Origin of the sequence: Prosthecobacter algae, from assembly GCF_039542385.1 — a bacterium.
Classification (GTDB): Bacteria; Verrucomicrobiota; Verrucomicrobiia; order Verrucomicrobiales; family Verrucomicrobiaceae; genus Prosthecobacter; species Prosthecobacter algae.
Map to the genome: position 1 here is coordinate 216981 of NZ_BAABIA010000007.1, position 17980 is coordinate 234960.

General features: G+C 60.3%; 16 protein-coding genes. 9 read left to right on the forward strand and 7 right to left on the reverse strand.

Annotation, left to right across the window (positions count from 1 at the left end):
• Nucleotides 1-70 precede the first annotated feature (70 nt).
• Nucleotides 71-976 carry an alpha/beta hydrolase gene (locus ABEB25_RS17375; RefSeq protein WP_345737698.1) on the reverse strand — a complete coding sequence of 302 codons (906 nt, stop codon included), beginning with the start codon at nucleotides 974-976 and terminating at the stop codon, nucleotides 71-73.
• Between the two features lie 133 nt (nucleotides 977-1109).
• Entirely contained in the window at nucleotides 1110-1724 is a 615-nt protein-coding gene (locus ABEB25_RS17380) for a hypothetical protein (RefSeq protein ID WP_345737699.1), read from the reverse strand.
• Nucleotides 1725-1855: 131 nt separating this feature from the next.
• On the opposite strand from ABEB25_RS17380, the gene ABEB25_RS17385 reads away from it, so the two are divergent.
• On the forward strand, nucleotides 1856-2470 hold the full coding sequence (locus ABEB25_RS17385) for an N-acetylmuramoyl-L-alanine amidase family protein (RefSeq protein ID WP_345737700.1): 615 nt from the start codon (nucleotides 1856-1858) through the stop codon (nucleotides 2468-2470).
• Nucleotides 2471-2481: 11 nt separating this feature from the next.
• Nucleotides 2482-3957 carry an NAD(P)H-hydrate dehydratase gene (locus tag ABEB25_RS17390; protein WP_345737701.1) on the forward strand — a complete coding sequence of 492 codons (1476 nt, stop codon included), beginning with the start codon at nucleotides 2482-2484 and terminating at the stop codon, nucleotides 3955-3957.
• Here the strand turns inward: ABEB25_RS17390 and ABEB25_RS17395 are convergent.
• Nucleotides 3952-4488 (reverse strand): FmdB family zinc ribbon protein, encoded by a 537-nt coding sequence (locus tag ABEB25_RS17395; protein WP_345737702.1) that lies wholly within the window; start codon nucleotides 4486-4488, stop codon nucleotides 3952-3954. The two genes, ABEB25_RS17390 and ABEB25_RS17395, sit on opposite strands and share 6 nt — an antisense overlap.
• 172 nt (nucleotides 4489-4660) lie before the next feature.
• Between ABEB25_RS17395 and ABEB25_RS17400 the strand changes: the two genes are divergently transcribed.
• Nucleotides 4661-6394, forward strand: a complete 1734-nt coding sequence (locus tag ABEB25_RS17400) for an NADH-quinone oxidoreductase subunit G (RefSeq protein ID WP_345737703.1) — start codon at nucleotides 4661-4663, stop codon at nucleotides 6392-6394.
• A 94-nt stretch (nucleotides 6395-6488) separates the two neighbouring features.
• Here the strand turns inward: ABEB25_RS17400 and ABEB25_RS17405 are convergent, their stop codons facing one another.
• The gene (locus ABEB25_RS17405; protein ID WP_345737704.1) at nucleotides 6489-8768 is read right to left on the reverse strand and encodes a hypothetical protein; all 2280 of its coding nucleotides are present in this window, start codon (nucleotides 8766-8768) and stop codon (nucleotides 6489-6491) included.
• A gap of 150 nt (nucleotides 8769-8918) precedes the next feature.
• Between ABEB25_RS17405 and ABEB25_RS17410 the strand changes: the two genes are divergently transcribed.
• The 6 genes from ABEB25_RS17410 (at nucleotide 8919) to ABEB25_RS17435 (ending at nucleotide 14459) form a co-directional block, all read left to right on the forward strand.
• Nucleotides 8919-9524: a riboflavin synthase gene (locus tag ABEB25_RS17410; RefSeq protein ID WP_345737705.1), complete on the forward strand. Its 606-nt coding sequence runs from the start codon at nucleotides 8919-8921 to the stop codon at nucleotides 9522-9524.
• A 76-nt stretch (nucleotides 9525-9600) separates the two neighbouring features.
• Complete coding sequence (locus ABEB25_RS17415) at nucleotides 9601-11640, forward strand: penicillin-binding transpeptidase domain-containing protein (protein WP_345737706.1); 2040 nt, start codon at nucleotides 9601-9603, stop codon at nucleotides 11638-11640.
• Nucleotides 11641-11659: 19 nt separating this feature from the next.
• Nucleotides 11660-12085 carry a DUF6941 family protein gene (locus ABEB25_RS17420; RefSeq protein ID WP_345737707.1) on the forward strand — a complete coding sequence of 142 codons (426 nt, stop codon included), beginning with the start codon at nucleotides 11660-11662 and terminating at the stop codon, nucleotides 12083-12085.
• Between the two features lie 23 nt (nucleotides 12086-12108).
• Nucleotides 12109-12585 (forward strand): acetolactate synthase, encoded by a 477-nt coding sequence (locus ABEB25_RS17425; protein ID WP_345737708.1) that lies wholly within the window; start codon nucleotides 12109-12111, stop codon nucleotides 12583-12585.
• Nucleotides 12586-12692: 107 nt separating this feature from the next.
• Entirely contained in the window at nucleotides 12693-13583 is an 891-nt protein-coding gene (gene ilvE, locus ABEB25_RS17430) for a branched-chain-amino-acid transaminase (protein ID WP_345737709.1), read from the forward strand.
• A gap of 78 nt (nucleotides 13584-13661) precedes the next feature.
• Nucleotides 13662-14459 carry a thymidylate synthase gene (locus ABEB25_RS17435; RefSeq protein WP_345737710.1) on the forward strand — a complete coding sequence of 266 codons (798 nt, stop codon included), beginning with the start codon at nucleotides 13662-13664 and terminating at the stop codon, nucleotides 14457-14459.
• A gap of 33 nt (nucleotides 14460-14492) precedes the next feature.
• Here ABEB25_RS17435 and ABEB25_RS17440 read toward each other — a convergent pair whose 3' ends face one another.
• Genes ABEB25_RS17440 through ABEB25_RS17450 form a run of 3 tightly spaced genes read right to left on the reverse strand, consistent with a single transcriptional unit; the run spans nucleotide 14493 to nucleotide 17930 of the window.
• Nucleotides 14493-15815, reverse strand: a complete 1323-nt coding sequence (locus ABEB25_RS17440; protein ID WP_345737711.1) for a Trx7/PDZ domain-containing (seleno)protein — start codon at nucleotides 15813-15815, stop codon at nucleotides 14493-14495.
• A gap of 44 nt (nucleotides 15816-15859) precedes the next feature.
• Nucleotides 15860-17404 carry a LamG-like jellyroll fold domain-containing protein gene (locus tag ABEB25_RS17445; protein WP_345737712.1) on the reverse strand — a complete coding sequence of 515 codons (1545 nt, stop codon included), beginning with the start codon at nucleotides 17402-17404 and terminating at the stop codon, nucleotides 15860-15862.
• Nucleotides 17397-17930 carry an RNA polymerase sigma factor gene (locus tag ABEB25_RS17450; RefSeq protein ID WP_345737713.1) on the reverse strand — a complete coding sequence of 178 codons (534 nt, stop codon included), beginning with the start codon at nucleotides 17928-17930 and terminating at the stop codon, nucleotides 17397-17399. Before ABEB25_RS17450 ends, ABEB25_RS17445 begins: the two co-directional genes overlap by 8 nt.
• Between the last annotated feature and the right edge of the window lie 50 nt (nucleotides 17931-17980).

The following is a 17980-nucleotide window of genomic DNA, read 5'->3' on the forward strand; positions in this document are numbered from 1 at the left end:
AACTGAACGCAAAGCTCCGCCGCATTCGCTCCAAAATCTCCAGAACCGTCCAGCATCCACCTGAGCTTGCTCACTTCAAATGCTCCAGCAGAAAGCCAAAGATGTCCGGGTGCTTCACCTGGGGACCTCCGGTATAATTCAGTTCATACGGGATGCCTACTTTCTTGAGCTTCTCTTCCAGACCCACCCCAAAGTTGGCGGAGTGCGGCGGGTCTTTGGCCTCCTTGCCCATGGCAGGCACGGAGTCATAAAACAGATACACGGGCGGGTCATCCGAGGTCGCCAGGGCATAGGGCGAAAACTTTTCAATCCACGGCATCAGCGACTCGCGCTTGTCCACAAACTCCTGGTAGCTGGCCAGCAGAAAAGCGTGATGACCATAATCATTGTTAGGAATCCAGTCGCGCATCTGCTGCGGGTCCAGGGATGTTTGTGGGACAAAGCCCAGTGCGCAGGTCAGCCGGGTAGATTCACGGGCCACAGGGTCCGCACTTTTGGCATCGGCCATGTCCGGGTGAAAGGCCAGCCAGAGAGTATTGAATCCGCCCGCAGAACCGCCGCAGCCGCCGATGCGAGTTTTGTCGATCTTCCACTCCGCCGCTTTGCTGCGTACGAATTGCAACGCGCGGGCCGAATCATCCAGACAAGCTTTCACCGGCGGCACACTTTTGTCCGCACTCACATCCGGGATCAGCCGGTAGTTGATGGATACCACCGAGATCCCGGATTCAAGACACTTCGCCAGAAAGTCAGGATTCGCCTTGTCCCCATTCATCCAGCCCCCCCCGTGGATGAAAAACAGCAGCGGCACGGGCTTGTCAGAGGCCGCCTGGTAAAAATCCAGCACCTGCTTTTCATGCTTCCCATAGGCCACATTGGCCAGAGTCGGCTGCGGCACAGCGGCAGTCTGGGCCTGGCCCGCCAGCGTGGCGACGGCCAAAGTAACAGTAAAGATCAAAGAAGAAAGGCGGCTCATAAAACGAAAGGGAAAGATCCAGAGGGGACCCAAAGCAATATGAGACGAACCCTCTCCACCGCAAAGACGAATACGCCCCTCGGCTTCAACACCGCCTGCTCGTCACGCGGAGCATCACAGCCGCGGTGCAGACCTACTTCGCAGGCCCCCGAAGGCTGGCCACATCTCCATAATACTTCCAGGCCGTGCCGTCCTGTCTGGCCAGGAGGACCATGGGAGCTTTACGCAACACGCCGTCCAGCACACATTCCATCTCCACCTTCACCTGCTGCAGATGTCCCTCTGGGGCGCTGGAGACCACTTTGAATTGTGCCTCCTTCATGGCTGCGCGTAGCCGGACCGGACTGTTAAAGTGCATCCAGCGGATCATTCTCGTCACCATTTCATCCGGAGCCAGCTTTTCCAGCTCGGTCTCGCTGGCCAGGCCAAAGGCGTCTAGCACTTCCTGGTTTTGAGGCGAACCCATCACTCCCTGCATTTTTTGCAGCAGGATGTTTCGCATCGTCATTTTAAACTCAGAATGCGTCACCTGTACAAAGGTTTGTCCGTCACCTTGGTTCATGGCCCGGATGCCCTGGATCACCACCGTTTCCCACGGCTCTTCAGCCGCAAGGGCCCCGATAGAAAAACAGAGGAACAAAACATATGCCTGTAAGGTTTTTGCATGGGACTTCATCCCAGCCTCATAAGTCACGGGTTCAGCCTTGTCCACGCTTTGAGGTGGCACGGAACTTGCCTTAGCAGACATGCGCCAAACTTCTTGACCACCCCTCCTGAAACGGGCTTACTGGATTCATTGAAAACAGGCTGTCCGTTGTCTGTTTGATTATCGCCACGGCTGTCCACGGCCAGCCTCCCCCCTTTCTTCGATTTTCCAGCATGAATCTCCCCCCCGCTCGGTCTCAGATCCTCTGGCTTTGCTTCGCCATCAGCCTGTTCCTAGGCTCCCTGGCCCAGGCTTTCGATACGGTGGTCCTGGATGCCGGACATGGTGACCATGACCGCGGTGCTGCCATCGGTTACGTTTATGAGAAGCATCTCGCCCTGGATACCGCCCGGCGCGTGGAGCAGCTCCTGCGCAAAGAAGGCATCAAGGTCATCATGACCCGCAGCCGCGATGTGTTCATACCTCTGCAAGACCGCTCCGCCGCAGGCAACCGCTACGGCAATGCTATCTTTGTCAGCGTGCACTACAACTACAACCGCGGCGGCAGCGGCAGCGGTGTCGAGACCTTCTACCACTTTTCCCGGGGCTACACCCTGGCTGCCTACATCCAGGCCTACCTCGTACAGCGCACCCGCATGACCAATCGCGGGGTCAAGCACGCCAGCTTCCACGTCATCCGCAAAACAGAGCGCAACCCCGCAGTTCTAGTGGAGTGCGGATTCGTCAGCAACCCCACAGAGCGCGCCCGCATGATGACAGGTGAATTCCGCGCCCGCATCGCCGAAGGCATCGCCCAGGGCATCGTGGCTTACAAACGGGCCAAATAACCCACACGACCATGCTGGTGACGTGCCGCCAGATGCAAGAGACGGAGGAGCGCGCCTTTGCCAATGGTGTGCAGGCTGCCGACCTCATGGAGACTGCGGGCATTGGCATCGCCCAGGTCATCCGCCAGTTTTTCCCCACACCCGGCACGCTCATCCTTTACCTGGGCAGTGGCAACAATGCCGGGGATGCCCTGGTGGCTGGACGCGAACTCCAAAAACTAGGGTGGACATTGCTGGCCCGTCTGAGCGGCGAGCCAGAAAAGATGAAGCCTCTGCCGCAGGCTCACTGGTTCAGCCTCTCAGGAGTGTCGTGTCTTCATCAAGCCCCCATCATAAGTCAGACCGCCCCCATCGTGCTTTTGGACGGTCTGCTGGGCATCGGCAGCCAAGGTCCCATGCGGCCCAATCTGGCCGCACTCGCACAGGAGATGAACCAACTCCGAATCAGCCACCGGGCCGTCACCATCGCCATGGACATCCCTTCAGGCCTTGATGGTGATACAGGCCAGCCCCACCCAGACTGCGTGGTGGCAGACATCACCGCCACCGTAGCATTCTGCAAAACAGGCCTGGTCGCCGACGAAGCCACCCATCACGTGGGACGGCTCGCCCTTGTTCCCCTGCCCTCACTTACCGCTTTGGCTCCTGGCGATGACACCCTGGGATACTTATTGACCCCAGAGTATTTGCGTCCTCATCTCCCCCGCAGAAACTTTGATTTCCACAAAGGCCAAGCAGGCCGGGTGGGCATCCTCGCGGGCTCGCCAGGATATTACGGAGCCGCAGAATTGGCCTGTCGTGCCGCTTTACGTGCTGGCGCAGGCTTGGTGACCCTGGTTGTCAAAGAACAGGCCTATGACATCCTCGCCCAACGCGTACCACCAGAAGTCATGGTAAAATCAGTCAAAGATTACCGTGAGGTGCTCGACATGCGCTTTGACGCCCTCGCCATTGGCCCAGGGCTAGGATTTGCACATGAGATCGAATACCTGGAACTGATTCGCCAAACCCAGGTGCGCTCCGTCGTGGATGCCGATGCCCTCACCGCACTTGCGCGCCAGGGACCAGAGGCGGTGAACGATTGCGCATCCTCGCATCTTTTCACCCCGCATCCCGGCGAAATGGCCCGGCTGATGCCCGACGCCAGCAGCCTGAGCCGACGCGAACAGGCGGAAGTGTGGGCGGCCAACCACATCGGCCATACCCTTCTGCTCAAAGGAGCCCGCACCATCATTAGCACCCTCGGGCAGGATACCCTTTACAACACCACCGGTCACCCGGGCATGGCCACCGGAGGCATGGGCGATGTGCTCACCGGTGTCGCCGCCGCCCTCATCGGCCAGGGCATCCCCACCCATTTCGCCGCAGGCCTCGCCGCGTGGCTCTGTGGCAGGGCTGCTGAGATCCAGTCACTTACACAGGCTGTCGAAAGCACTCTTCCAACGGATGTTATCCAAAACCTAGGCCGAGCCTGGGCGGAGCTATAAGGCTGCCCCAGGAGGGTCCTTCACCCACTCGCTCATCTCATAGAGCTTCGGATTGCGAATGGGCGGACGGTTGCCGTGCACCATTTTCTTGACCGTCGTAAAGAGGTCGCCATCTCCCCCTTCATCCAGCCCGCCAAACTCAGCCTCGAGTTTTTCTGGATCCTCCCCTGCTTCCAGCCGCTTCACCATCTCTCTCAGCTCCGGCGGCGTCTTGTCGCCCATCAGATCCGTCATCTTCCGCATCAGATGGCCCAGTTGCTTAGGATCCGGGTTATCCTCGCTCATCGCCCCCATCTCCCCTTCCACATCCGCCATCAGCGCCTCCATTTTGGCCTCATCCAGGCCGGCAAATGGGTCCCCCTCCAGATCTTCCTTGGCCTTGCCCAGAATGGCAAAACGCGAAATCTGCTTCTGCAGGTGATACGCTGGATTCTCCGGACAGCTCGGTACCTTGTGCCGATAGGCCAGACTGCGGGCCAGGAACTGATACACAGTGTTGTTTTCCGGACAGTAAAACTCGTAAATGGGCATGACGGCGACAGGTTGAAAGGAAGCCAGGAATCCAGTGCCCGGAAAAGCCGCTCCGCGCAACGCCTGGGATAAGTATTCGGATGCCAAGGCCTTCGCTTGTGAAATTTTTCACAAATTCGGGTTGCCCCTCTCCCGGCGGCTCCGATAATCCCCAAACTCCGTCTTTCTGCCCATGTCTGCTCCCGCCGCCGCCGCTACCCCCACCGCACCGCCACCCGTTGATCTGGTGAACGTGCAAATCGACGGCGTCTGGCACAAGTTCCCCAAGGGCACCCGCATGATCGAAGCCTGCAAGCAGGTGAAGAAAGAAGTGCCGCATTATTGCTACCACCCCAAGCTTTCCAGCCCCGGCAATTGCCGCATGTGCTTGGTCGAAATGGGCATGCCCCCGCGCCCCGCCCCTGGCCAGGAAGCCGAGAAAGACGAACACGGCATGCCAAAGATCGGCTGGATGCCACGTCCCGTCATCGCCTGCGCCAACACCGTTGCCGAAGGCATGGGCATCCGCACCGAGTCCGTCCTCACTCAGGAATGCCGCAAAGGCGTGATGGAGTTTCTCCTCATCAATCACCCCCTCGACTGCCCCATCTGTGACCAGGCTGGCGAATGCCGCCTCCAGGAATTCAGCGTCGAGCACGGCAAAGGGGAAAGCCGCTTCCGTGAGAACAAGGTCAAGAAGCCAAAGAATGTGGACATCGGCCCCCGTGTGCGTCTGGACGATGAGCGTTGCATCATGTGCAGCCGTTGCATTCGTTTCACCGCCGAAATCGCTGACGAACCCGTCCTCGGTTTCACCGAACGCGGCAGCCACACCACCCTCGCCGTTCACCCTGGCAAGCGTCTGGAGCACAACTACTCCATGAACACAGTGGATATCTGCCCCGTGGGTGCCCTCACCTCCACCGACTTCCGCTTTCAGCAGCGCGTCTGGTTCCTCAGCGAGACCAACAGCGTCTGCACCGGCTGTGGTCGTGGCTGTAACATGGAAATTGGTGCCCGTGGCGATACCATCTACCGCCAGACTCCCCGTGAGAACAACGACGTCAACTCCACCTGGATGTGTGACCGTGGCCGTCTCGACTTCCACTTCGTCAACAGTGAGTTCCGCCTCACCGACCCTCTTGTGAAAACGGGCAGCAAGCATGAAATCAGCACCTGGAAAAAATCCATCCAGGCTGTCGCTGAAGGCCTCTCCGGCTTGAAGGGCGAAGAAATCGCCATCATCGCAAGTGCCCGCATGACCAATGAAGAGCTCTTCTTCGTCAAGCAGCTCGCCCGGATTCTCGGCACCGAAAACGTGGATGTCATCCAGCGCCTCGGCGAAGGCGACAACTACCTCTCCGCCGCCGACAAAAACCCCAACACTCTCGGGGCCAAAGAGATCCTCGGCATCGAACCCGGCAGCCGCATCGCCGGCATCACCGAACTGATGAGCCGTGGCCGCCTGCGTGCTGTCCTGGCCCTGGGAGAAAACCTCCTCAAGGTCGGCTTTGAGCGTCGCGACGTCGAAAAAATCGGCTTCCTCACCACGCTCCACATCCTGGCCAATGCCACGGCCGAGCTTTCCAACGTGGTGCTTCCAGGCACTGCTTATGCCGAAAAACGCGGCAGCATGATCAATGTCACAGGCCGCCTGCAAAAGCTGAACAAGGCCGTCAACGCTCCAGGCAATGCCCGCGACACCTGGGAAATCCTGCGCGATCTCGTTGTCGCCTGCGGTGGTTCCAATGGTCTCTACAGCGTGGAAGATGTCTTCAAAGGCCTCGCCAATGACGTGGCGGCCTTTAATGGACTCAGCTACGCCAAGATCGGCGACCTCGGAATTCCCCTCCTGGAAACCGGGGAGACGATTCCCCTTCTGGAGCGCGAAAAAGAACGCAAGTCCAAAGGCATCATCGTTGGTTAGGCCTGAAAGAAAGCCCTTCGGTTAGAACCTCACAGTCCCAAACAAAAAGCGCCAGAGTCTCCTCTGGCGCTTTTTGTTTGATGATCTGCTGACCTTAACGCTTCGGAACCCACTCAGAAATCGGCTTCACCGGGATGGCGGCAGGTGCTTCACCCAGGCCAAAGGCAATGCTGAGGGTCTGCAAGCCCTTGACAGCCCCCAGGTTCACCTTCAGCACCTTGATGCCCGTCAGCTTCTTCATCTGCTCACTCTTCGGTTCCGGCGCCTCTTCTGCCGTGAAGGTGGCACCCGCAGGCGACAGGATCACCGCATACAGCGTCTTTTCCTTGTCCGTCAGCGTGGCTTTGGCACCTTCCACAACCACTTCCGCACGGGTGTGCATGGACCAGGTGACTGGCGTCGTGTTCTTCACCTGAAGATCGTCCTGAAGCACCACATAAGGCTTGGCACCACGCACCATCATCGCTCCACGGAAAACGTCCTTAGCCGACTTTGAATAACCTTTGGAAAGGTCCACCGCCGTGATCCCCAGGGCAGGCGTGCTGTGGCTGACAATCACCGAGGCCTTCGCATCCAGTTCCTGATTTCCACCCAGGGAAATCGTGTTCTGGCCCAGAGTGTTCTCCACATACAGTTCATAGCGTTTGGTGCGGTCCGCCGCAGGCTTGAAGCCCGGAGCCCGGTCACTTTCACCGCCCAGTTCAATGCCCCAGCGCTTGCCGCCGGCTTCCAGCACAAAGCTGCCCAGGTCCAGTTGCGCCGTCGGGATGCTGTTGTCGCCCCCCTTCACCGCCACATAAAAGGCATCCTTGTCCCAGCCGCTGCGCATGGCTGCCACAGAGCCGCCCTGGAAGGAATAGTCCATGCTGTCCGGCGTTCCATCGCCCGCCGCGTGGGGGTTGTAATACATCAGATGGCCAGCCAGATTAAGAAATGCGGTGTCGGCTCCAGGAGCAGCTCCGGCCGTCAGCGCCTTGGTGCCCATGTTACCGTGAGCACCAGCCAGCCAGGTGGAAACCCAAGGTCGGGTCAGTGCCGCGCCCTGCGCATCCCCATAGTTGAAAAGCTGGTTCGTCGGCCCCACCAGATGCACCCGGGCCAGTCCCGCCTGCGGGATGCCTTCCAGCAAGCTGAAACCTAAATCACTGCCGGCATTCGCCTTCAGCGTCTGCAGCACCAGGATCGCATAGTCCAGCACATGTTCCCCGGATTCCATCCCTTCCGGCCAGATCCCCGCAGGGGCAAAACGCAGCATTCCTTTGCCAAACACCTTGCCCGCCGCATCCATCGCCTGTTTGGCCGCGCTGGGATCTTCATCATTGAGGCAAAACGCAGCCAGGATCAAGGCCGAGGCCGCTGCCATGTGCTCAGAGTCGGGCTCTTCTTCAGATTCGCCTTTGCCAGCGCCCTTGGGTGCCGCTTTAGGTTTCGGTGCGGCATCAGATCCAGCCGTTTTGCCACGGGCGGACTCTGGCACCGGCTCACCTTTGAGGAAAGCAGCCAGCGCGCCGATACCTTTTTCAATCATGTAGGTGCGTGCATCCGTCGCCTGCTTCTCATTCAGGCCATCGCGGAAGTAGTCATAACCTAGAGAGGCTGCGATCAGAAAGTCTGCCGTCACTGGCGGTTCATCCACATACCAGTTTTGAAAGGTGGCCGGATCCGTGATGGCGATGAGTTCACGCACACCACGCTCTTTCCAGCGAGGATCTCCATCCACAAAGTTCAGCACGCCCAGCGTCGCCATGCGAAACATCGCCTTGGAGCCCGGAGTCACCGTCCCCCGCTGCTCCCCGAAAATGCGGGTTAGTTCTGGGGCTTCCAGCAGTTTCTCTCCTCCGGCCTTCAAGTTTTCCACCATCTTGGCAGCCACGGGGTCCGTCGCAGGCAGCCCTTTGACATAGGCCCAGCCTGGGGCTGCGTGGATGAGCCGTGGCCGCGTTTTCAGCACGGTGCGCACATAGTCGGCACTGTTTGGCACCTTGAACTTGCTCGCCGGGGTGATGGTGAGGGCTGGCCGTGGAGGAGCCGGACGCGCGCTGGCCGTCTTGGGAGCGGGAGCCGTAGGGGCCGGGGCAGCAGGTGCGCCAGGAATCGCAGGCGGGGTTGCTGCTGGCATGGCCTGCATTTTCTTCCATTGCTCCGCCGCAAAGGCCTTGTCCTCATCGCTCAGGCTGTCGATCGGGATCGTAAAGGTCTGTGCATCGGCACGCTTGATGGTGATCGTGCGGGCAGTCACATCCACGGCCACCATCTCGGCTTCGATGGAAACTCCAGCCTTGTTTTTCCAGGCGCGCATTTCAGCAGTCGCCATCAGAGGCAGAGTCAGGCCAAGCAAAAACGTGGTCAGGGGGCGGTGGGCGGCAGCGTTCATGGGTGGTTTTACGTACTAAAGACGAGTGTGGGTTTGCCCCGTCCCGGCGACAAGGCAAAAATAATCGCCCGCGCGAAAACTGACCCCGCTTTTCCGCCGCCCTGCAATCGGCATTCGACATCCCCGCCACCTCCGTGTAGCAAAATCCCCATGTTCACTGGCCTCATCGAATGCACCGGCACCGTCCTTTCCTTGGAAGCACGCGGCGAAAGCGCCCGCCTCACCCTGAATGTCGGCTCCCTCGCCGCAGGCCTGACCGAAGGTGAAAGCGTGGCCGTCAATGGCTGCTGCCTGACGGTGACTGACTGGGACATCACTGCCCGGACCGCAAGCTTTGACCTCCTGATGCAAACCCTCAAGGTCACCAGCCTGGGAGATCTCGCCATCGGCAGCCTCGTCAATCTGGAGCGCGCCATGAGCATGAATGCCCGTTTCGGCGGTCATTTTGTCCAGGGCCACGTGGATGCCACCGTCACCATTCTGGACTGGAGCCCCCACGGCCAGGACTACCGCCTGGAAGTGGAACTGCCAGCCGAGCACGCGGGGCTTGTCATCCCCAAAGGCTCCATCTGCCTCGACGGCATCTCCCTCACGGCCGCCGAAGTCACTCCAACCAGCGTCGTCTGCTGGATCATCCCCCACACTTTCCAGATGACCAATCTGCGCAGCAAAACCGCCGGCATGCGCCTGAATGTGGAATTTGACCTCCTGGGCAAATACGTGCGCAATCTCATGCAGGCCCAGACGGGAACCTGACGTGTGCCTTGACGGGGAAGCGCTCACCCCGCATCTTGCGGGACGTCCCAGCCCGCCGGACGAATGCCCTTCCCTCATGCAGACTGTGTTTCATCGCCCCTGGCAATCCCTGGCTCTTGGCTGTTGCCTTCTTTCCACCCTCCCAGTCGCACGGGCCCAGGATGCCCCCAAGGCCGTGCCCGTGCAAAACGTCTCCGTGGGCAATGAAGGCGAGGAAAAGAAAAAGGGCGATCTCTCCGCCACCCTGCTGACCCAGAAAGAGGCGCGCACCATGCGCCTAAGCATCCCCGCTCCCCGAGGCCAGATCGTGGATCGCAACGGCGTCGCCTTTGCCAGCAACCGCGTGGTCAACTACCTCGCCCTGAACTTCCCCTTCATGGACAAGGCCACTCCGGAAAAAATCCTGAGCTTTGCCAAAGGTAAGATCAATGCCGCCAACCGCCTGTTGGGAAAAAACTGGTCCCTGCCCGATGACCGTCTGCTCAGCCATTACGAGCACCGCCGCTGGCTGCCCCTGGTCTTCTCCATCGAGGACACCCTGAACGTCGAAATCACGGACGAGCAGCAAAAGCTCCTCGCCCCCCTGCTGGAGGATGGCCTTCTCCTTCAGCCTGCCTACATCCGCAGCTACCCGAAGGATGACAGCGCCTGTCACATCATCGGTTATACCGGCAAGACCCGCCCCCTGCCCCTCGGCCCGATTGCCGATGGCGACCAGCTCTTTGAAGAAATGGAAGGTCGCGAAGGCCTGGAAGTGACCTTTGATTCCTGGCTCAAAGGCATCCCCGGCGAGATCAACCTCCTTTTCGATCCCGATGGCAAGCTCCTGGCCGATGAAGTCCTGCGCCGCCCGGCTCCCGGCCGCACCGTGGTGACCACCCTGGATTTCAACCTGCAAAAGTACGCAGAAAACGCCCTCAAAAAAGGCGCGCGCAACGGCGGTGCCATGGTCATCATGGACATCCGCAACGGCGACATCCTGGCCATGGCCTCCAACCCGGGCTTCAATCTCAATGAGTTCGTCCCCGGCGTCCGCTCCGCCCGCTGGGAAGAATTTACCAGCGATCCTCGCAAACCCCTCACCGACCGCTGCTTCCGCGGTGCCTACCCACCTGCTTCAACCTTCAAAATTGTCACCGCACTCGGTGCGCTGGAGAGTGGCAAAGTCAGCGCCAATACCGCCTACAACTGCAGTACTTCCTTCCTGGTGGGCGACCGCTACTTCAACAACTGGAACACCAAAAGCGATGAAGGCCCGATGAATGTCATCTCGGCCATTAAGCGTTCCTGCAACACTTGGTTCTATCAGGCCGCCCTTGATACAGGTGCAGATCCCATCACCAACATGGCTCTCCGGCTCGGTTTTGGTGAACGTACCGGCATCCCTCTCAAAGGCGAAGCCGCAGGCAACGTGCCCACCAATGCCGATCACCGCATTCTCGGGGGTGAACTGGCCAACATCGCCATCGGCCAGGGTGCCGTCCTTGTCTCCCCGCTTCAGGTTTGCCAGGCCATGGCCGCCATCGGCGATGGAGTCAATATGCCCCAGCCACGCCTCGTCAAGCAGGTCCAGACCATTGGCGAACTCGTTGTGGATGCCACAGAGCCTCGCGTGCGCCGCCAGGTGAATCTTGATCCCGGCCATCGGGATACCGTCGTCAAAGGCATGGTCGCCGTGGTCTCCGGCAGCGGTGGTACCGGGCGCAATGCCGCCATCAAAAAAGCCCAGATTGCGGGCAAGACCGGCACCGCCCAGTGGGTGCCCGCCAAGGATCAAAACCTCGCTTGGTTCACCGGGTTCCTCCCAGCCAGTCAGCCCGTCCTCGCCTTTGCCGTCGTCTATGAAGGCCGCCCTGGCGAAAAAGTCGGCGGCGGGGCCATCGCCGCCCCCATCGTCAACGAAGTCTTCACCAAATACTTCGAAGGTGCCCCCACCGATGATCCGCTCGTCGCCGCCCTCAAGGATGTCCCCCAGGCCCTCGCCGTGGATGAAGGCGAAATGGACGGCATCCCTGCCCAGGAAAGCCGCCCAGCCGAGGCCGCCCCTCCACCTCCCCCGCCGGAGCAAAAAACGCTCGGCGGTTTCTTCCGCAAGCTCTTCAAACGCGGCTCCTAGTTCCCTTCCACCGACAGATATGACGGTTCAACTCGCCACCCTTTGCGACTCCGCGTCCGACTACTCAGGCAAACTCTGCATCCTGGGCGCCTTCGATACCCTGTGCGCCCGTGAGTTTCCCGTGGTCCACCCTCACTGCTCGCTGGTCATCCGGCTCATGTTCGAGCCCCTGGACTCCGGCCACCACGCCTTCATCATCCGCTGCATCGACCCCGCCGGGCAGGAGTGCCTCCCCCCCTTCGACCCCGCCGTGGATGTCAGCTTTCCGTCGAATTTCGTGCCCTTTGTCACCCGAAACATCGTCCTGAACCTCCAGCGACTGCGTATCGAAAGGCAAGGCGTGTACCGCTGGGTGCTGGAACTCGCGGGCAATGTCCTTTTCACCATTCCTCTGCGGGTCACGCTTTTTGACGAGTCCCGCTCCACCATCGGCCCAGCAGGCTAGTCCCACCCTCACTCCACCACATTATGCAGTCGAACTCCCTGCAAGAAACGCCCGCTGCCACCGCCAAAAGCAGCCCCATCCGCCAGCTCTCGGTCTTCCTCCCGAACCGCGTCGGCTCGCTCATGGCCCTCGTTAAGCTGCTCCAGGAACACTCCATCGAAGTCCTCGGCCTTTCCATGCAGGACACGACGGAAATGACCCTGGTCCGCCTCATCCTCAGCGATCCTGAAGGCGCAGCCATGCTGTTCATTGAAAAAGGCATCCCGCACACCGACTGCTTCATCATCGTCGTCGAACTCAGCGAATCCGACCGCCGCCTCACCGAGTGCCTCTCGGTGCTTCTCGCCGCCGAGCTGAACATTGAATTCTGCTACCCCCTGCTCGTCCGTCCAGGCCTCTTTCCCCTCTTCGCCCTCCATTGTGATGATGTGGACATGGGTGCCGAGGTCCTTGGCGGAGCCGGATTCAAAGTCCTCTGCCAGGGCGATCTCAGCCGCTAGCCGCCCAGGCCCAGTCCTCTGAAAACCAGCCGCTTTTCGCATGCTGCAAGCAGACGCTTGCAAACGGTCGAGTGACTGGCATTCTCCACGCCCTCCCACCACCCATCATGGCCTCATCCAATCTGCTCATCCATCTCGACGGCAAACTCGTTCCCGAATCCGAGGCCAAGGTCTCGGTCTTCGACCACGGTCTGCTCTATGGCGATGGCTGCTTTGAGGGCATCCGCATTTACAACGGCCGCGTCTTCCGCCTCACCGAGCACCTTGTGCGTCTCTATGAAAGCGCCCGCTCCATCTGCCTCACCATCCCGATCTCCATCGAAGAAATGGAAAAGGCCACGGTGGAAACCGTCGCCGCCAACAACCTTCGCGACGGCTACATCCGCCTCGTCATCACCCGTGGTGCAGGCCCCCTCGGCCTGAACCCCTACCAGTGCCCGAAGGCAGGCGTCATCATCATCGCCAGCGGCATCACCCTGTATGCCAAGGAAAAGTATGAGACCGGCCTGAACCTCATCACCTGCGCCACCCGCCGCCCCACACCGGCCGCGCTCAGCCCCCAGGTGAAGAGCCTGAACTACCTCAACAACATCATGGCCAAGATCGAATGCATCCAGGCCGGTTGTGAAGAAGGCATCATGCTCAATGAGCAGGGCTACGTGGCCGAGTGCACTGGCGACAACGTTTTCGTCATCAAAAACGGCCTCATCTACACCCCCACCATCGCCAGCGGTGCCCTCAACGGCATCACCCGCCAGGCCGTGATCGAGGTCATGACCCAGATGGGTCTCCAGGTGCAGGAAGTGACCATGACCCGTCACGAAATCTACACCGCTGATGAGTGCTTCCTCACCGGCACTGCCGCAGAGGTCATCCCGGCTGTCCAGTATGACCGCCGCCCCATCGGCGACGGCAAGCCCGGCAAGCTGACCAGCGAGATCATCAAAAATTTCAAGGTCCTGGCCAACTCCACCGGCACCCCAGTTCCATACGCCTAAGCGCGCGTCCGTTCATGGCTTCCAAGGTCAAGGAGAGCCCCTCCTTGACCTTTCTCCGGCACTCAGCACCCCTCCCGCATGCAAGAATACCACCGCCTGCTCCAAAAGGTGCTCACCCACGGCAGCTACCGTGAAGACCGCACTGGCACCGGCGCATATTCTGTGTTTGGCGAGCAAAGCCGCTACGATCTCAGCGCAGGTTTCCCCGTGGTCACCACAAAAAAGCTGCACCTGCGCAGCATCATCCACGAGCTGCTCTGGTTTCTCGCCGGTGATACCAACATCCGCTACCTCCAGGAAAACAAGGTCTCCATTTGGGACGAATGGGCGGATGAAAACGGCGACCTCGGGCCTGTCTATGGCGCGCAGTGGCGTCGCTGGCAAGGTGCCCCGGAGGCCGCCCCCGTGGATCAGATCACCCAGCTCATCGAAGGCATCCGCAAAAATCCCTACAGCCGCCGTCATATCGTCAGCGCTTGGAATGTCGCCGTAGTGGATCAGATGGCCCTGCCGCCCTGCCATTGCCTGTTCCAGTTTTTTGTCGCTGAAGGCAAGCTGAGCTGCCAACTCTATCAGCGCAGTGCCGACCTCTTCCTCGGCGTGCCTTTCAACATCGCCAGCTATGCCCTGCTGACGATGATGGTCGCCCAGGTCTGCGACCTGCAGCCGGGTGAATTCGTCCACACCTTTGGAGATCTCCACCTCTACAAAAATCACCTCGACCAGGCCAAGGAACAGCTCTCCCGCGAGCCACGCCCGCTGCCAGTCATGAAGCTGAACCCGGAGGTCAAAGACCTCTTCGCCTTCCGCTACGAAGACTTCACCCTGGAAGGGTACGATCCCCACCCGGCCATCAAGGCCACCATTGCGGTCTGACCCGCGAATCAGACCGGCTCTCAAAGCGAGTCATCACTGCATCGGCAGCTTCAGGGTCTTGCGCTCCTTCCCGCGCAGGAGGGAAATCTCCACCTCGTCGCCTAACAAACGTTTCTGCAAAAGATGCCCCAGCAGGCGGCTTTCCGTCATGCGGTCCTTCAGCCCGTCGCACTCGACGATGACATCCTCCTTCATAAATCCCGTTTTCTTCGCCAGGGCATGTTTCCCATACATGCCCAGCCCTTTCACAAAGAGCGCCATCCCGTCCTTGCCCAGGCCGCGTGCCAGCCGCTCCTCATCGGTCAGATCCACCAGCACCATCCCGCCCGTCGCCATGCCCCGCATGGGCCAGGCACCTGCCCGGCCCGAATTGTCCGCGCCATGCTTCCACCCGGCAGGCAGCGCCACTTTCACCGGCATTTCCTGGCCGCCCCGGTTCACCACCATCTCCAGCGCCGTCGCTTCCACATCGTCGGTGCGGTGCAGCACCCAGCTTACATCCGCCAGGGAGACCAGCGGCTGGCCAGCCACACTGGCCAGCGTATCACCCGTTTTCACTCCCGCCGCATCAGCCATTGATCCCGTCGCCACCGCCGTCACATCCCCCACAGGGTCAGCCGCCAGCGTCAGCCCCAGCGTCTCCGGGGAGGGCATGGGATAGACCCACTCCGTCGGGATCGGCTCCTTCTTTTCACGATACGAAGCCCGCAGCGAATCCCCCAGCATGTGGCAGTGGATGCAGCTCTGCATCACCTTCCCGTCCCAATCCAGATGAGCCTGGTACCGCCCGGCAAGATTGGGCATGTCCAAAGGATTCACAAAGGGCAGCGGCTCCCCCTGCTTGCCTGCCAGTTGCGCCTTGTTGCCAGGATAGCCCGCATGAATCTTCAGGGCCGCTTCCAGCGACCGCTTGTAGCCAGAGATCGTCGTATCTGCCGAGTTTTTCTGGTGCGTCCAGGAGCCGTAACGGCCATACACCGTGCCGTCTCCATTGAAAAAAAGTGTGGAGAAGGACAGGTCAAAATCGAACTGAAACTTGGTTAGGTCCAGCGCATTCGCATTGATCACCCGCACGCACACAAACTGGTCCAGCAGCGGGGCCAGTTCATCCCCCTGCATCAGCACCGCACTGTCCAGCCCCATGCAGGAAAGGCAGGGCACGCAGCGCAGCACCACCAGCAGCGGTTTCCCCGTCAGTTTCGCCTGCCGAAAGCCGCTCTCAATGTCATTGTAGGCCCAGCGTTTGTCATTCTCCATCACCGCTCGGTCCGCCCTCACCGCCCCCTCACGGTCCTTCACCGTAGCCGCATACCCCCAACCGCACAGCAGTAGCCCCGCAAGGATGAATGATTTCATCCGGCGATGCTGGCAAAATCACTACCTAACCGCAAGTCTGGAATTCAGCGGGCCAGTTTGCCGATCTCCGCCTCCGTTAGCACCCTCGAAAACAGCATGAACTCATCCATCGTGCCGCTGAAGTTACGGATCGGTATCCGGTCGTTTTTCCCGCCAAAATTCCAATTGCCCAAATCCGCCACCCCCAGGCTCACCGGGAAAACACTCGCCCTCGCCACACGCGCAGCCAGATCCCCGTTCACATAATGGCGCACCTCCTTCGCCACCGGATCAATCACCGTGGCCAGATGCATCCATTGCCCGAACCGTTCCGGAGTGAACATGGAGGGCGTATCATGGTCCCTCGATGGCTTCTCGTCACGCCCAGCAATGCCCAGGCGCAGCTTGCCCTCACGGGTGATTTGCCAGTGGATTCCACCATTCACATACCCTTCCACCATAAACAGGGAATTGTAGGCCCGGTCCAGCCCATGCACCCGCACCCAGGCGCTCAGCGTCAGCGCGTCATGGTCACCCGGCACGCTCAGCCTCACCCGGTCGCTCACATTGCGAAATTCCAGCGCCCGTTTGCCCGGCCACCGTCCCTCCGTCCAGGCACAGCCCACGATGCTTCCCGCTGGCACCTGGGGCGCACGGCTCGCCAGATTCCGCAGGCTGCGCGTATCACTGCGATCTTGAAAATCCAGCCGCATCAGCAGGGCAGAGTCCTCATTCCACATCGCGCTGCGGGACAACCACGTCTCAAACGCCAGCCTTTGTGATTCAGCGGTGCGCTCATCCACCGATCCCAGCGAGGCAAAGGCCGCCTGGTTTGCCAGGATGTCACGTGTGCCTTCTCCCAGCGTCATTCCCTGGCCTTCACGCAGCGGTTTCATGGCTTCGCCAGAGGCATGCAGCTCCACCTCGCCTTTGAAGACATGCAGCTCTGCCGCCGTCGTATTCAGGTCCAGGCCAAAGTCCGTGCCCAAGTCCACAATCGTGCCTTTCGGCGTATCAATGCGGAAGCCTTTGGCCTGGGGAGGCACATGCGCACTCAGCTTTCCGGCCGAACAAAAAGCTTCGCTGGGAGACACCAGACGGAAAGCGGCCGGACCTTCCAGAGTGACGCGTGCCCCCTGGTAAAATTCGATCTCCGCAAGCCCTGACTTCAGCCGCAGCCAGCCAGGCGTCAGTGGGCTTCCCGGTGCATGAGGGGTGCCTTCCCATTCCAGGTTCACCCCACGGGCCAGCACGGCCACCGCCGCCGTCATGTCCTCGTCATCCTCCAGGTTGGCCGGGGGAGCTAACAACCAAGTCGCTGCCAGGGTGAGGCAAGCCGCCAGCGCCGCTACCGAGGTCAGCGTGGTGTAGCTGAAACGCACTCCGCTCCTTGGCTTTGCAGGCGCAGGAATGAGGGTCGACACGACGTCGCTGGCCTTCATCTCACGCAGCATCGCATCCGTCGACAGGTGCGCCAGCAGGCTTTCCGAAAGCTTGCCCGCCTCTGGCTTTTGCAAAAGATCCAGCAATGCGGCAGCCTCCGCCTCCGTCAGGCTGTCCTCCAGATAGCGCTGCATCAGCACCTCAGGATCATAAGTTGGCTCAGACATGGGCGGCACCTCCCTGCTGGATCTGGCGCTGGATGCACTCCCTCAGTTTCTCCCTCACTCGGGAAAGCGCTCGGCAGACCGTGTCCGCCTTCATCTCCAGTTGCTCGGCGATCTGCGCTGTGGACACATCGCTGTAATAATACATCTGGATGAGGTCGCGGCTCTTTTCTGGCAGCTTTTGCAGGCAGCCCCGCAGCAGCCCCACCTCCTCCTCATAGCGCGGCGGCAGCTCGCTCTCCTCCGCCAGCAGGCGGATGTGATCGGCGAGCTTTTGCACCACTTCAGGCCGCTGGCGCGTGCGGTCACGCCACAGCCGCATCGCCACATGCCGCGTCATCGTGGCCAGCAGCGGGCGCAGATCATTCTCCAGATCCCATCTCTGCTCCTTGGCCATGAACTCCAAAAACACCTGCTGGGCAATGTCCTCCATCAGCCCCGGCCAGGGGGCATACTTCAGCGCCACCCCCTTCACAAAATCGTGATGGGTGAGAAAGATCTGGGCGGCCCGGGTCTCCTGTGTGTTCATGCTTCCCCATTATCTCACACCAGCCGCCAAAACCGGACAAGAAAGTACGC

Coding starts and splice junctions, on each gene's coding strand:
- ABEB25_RS17375 (WP_345737698.1), bottom strand. CDS start 976: ATGAGCCGCCTTTCTTCTTTGATCTTTACTGTTACTTTGGCCGTCGCC.
- ABEB25_RS17380 (WP_345737699.1), bottom strand. CDS start 1,724: ATGTCTGCTAAGGCAAGTTCCGTGCCACCTCAAAGCGTGGACAAGGCT.
- ABEB25_RS17385 (WP_345737700.1), top strand. CDS start 1,856: ATGAATCTCCCCCCCGCTCGGTCTCAGATCCTCTGGCTTTGCTTCGCC.
- ABEB25_RS17390 (WP_345737701.1), top strand. CDS start 2,482: ATGCTGGTGACGTGCCGCCAGATGCAAGAGACGGAGGAGCGCGCCTTT.
- ABEB25_RS17395 (WP_345737702.1), bottom strand. CDS start 4,488: ATGCCCATTTACGAGTTTTACTGTCCGGAAAACAACACTGTGTATCAG.
- ABEB25_RS17400 (WP_345737703.1), top strand. CDS start 4,661: ATGTCTGCTCCCGCCGCCGCCGCTACCCCCACCGCACCGCCACCCGTT.
- ABEB25_RS17405 (WP_345737704.1), bottom strand. CDS start 8,768: ATGAACGCTGCCGCCCACCGCCCCCTGACCACGTTTTTGCTTGGCCTG.
- ABEB25_RS17410 (WP_345737705.1), top strand. CDS start 8,919: ATGTTCACTGGCCTCATCGAATGCACCGGCACCGTCCTTTCCTTGGAA.
- ABEB25_RS17415 (WP_345737706.1), top strand. CDS start 9,601: ATGCAGACTGTGTTTCATCGCCCCTGGCAATCCCTGGCTCTTGGCTGT.
- ABEB25_RS17420 (WP_345737707.1), top strand. CDS start 11,660: ATGACGGTTCAACTCGCCACCCTTTGCGACTCCGCGTCCGACTACTCA.
- ABEB25_RS17425 (WP_345737708.1), top strand. CDS start 12,109: ATGCAGTCGAACTCCCTGCAAGAAACGCCCGCTGCCACCGCCAAAAGC.
- ilvE (WP_345737709.1), top strand. CDS start 12,693: ATGGCCTCATCCAATCTGCTCATCCATCTCGACGGCAAACTCGTTCCC.
- ABEB25_RS17435 (WP_345737710.1), top strand. CDS start 13,662: ATGCAAGAATACCACCGCCTGCTCCAAAAGGTGCTCACCCACGGCAGC.
- ABEB25_RS17440 (WP_345737711.1), bottom strand. CDS start 15,815: ATGAAATCATTCATCCTTGCGGGGCTACTGCTGTGCGGTTGGGGGTAT.
- ABEB25_RS17445 (WP_345737712.1), bottom strand. CDS start 17,404: ATGTCTGAGCCAACTTATGATCCTGAGGTGCTGATGCAGCGCTATCTG.
- ABEB25_RS17450 (WP_345737713.1), bottom strand. CDS start 17,930: ATGAACACACAGGAGACCCGGGCCGCCCAGATCTTTCTCACCCATCAC.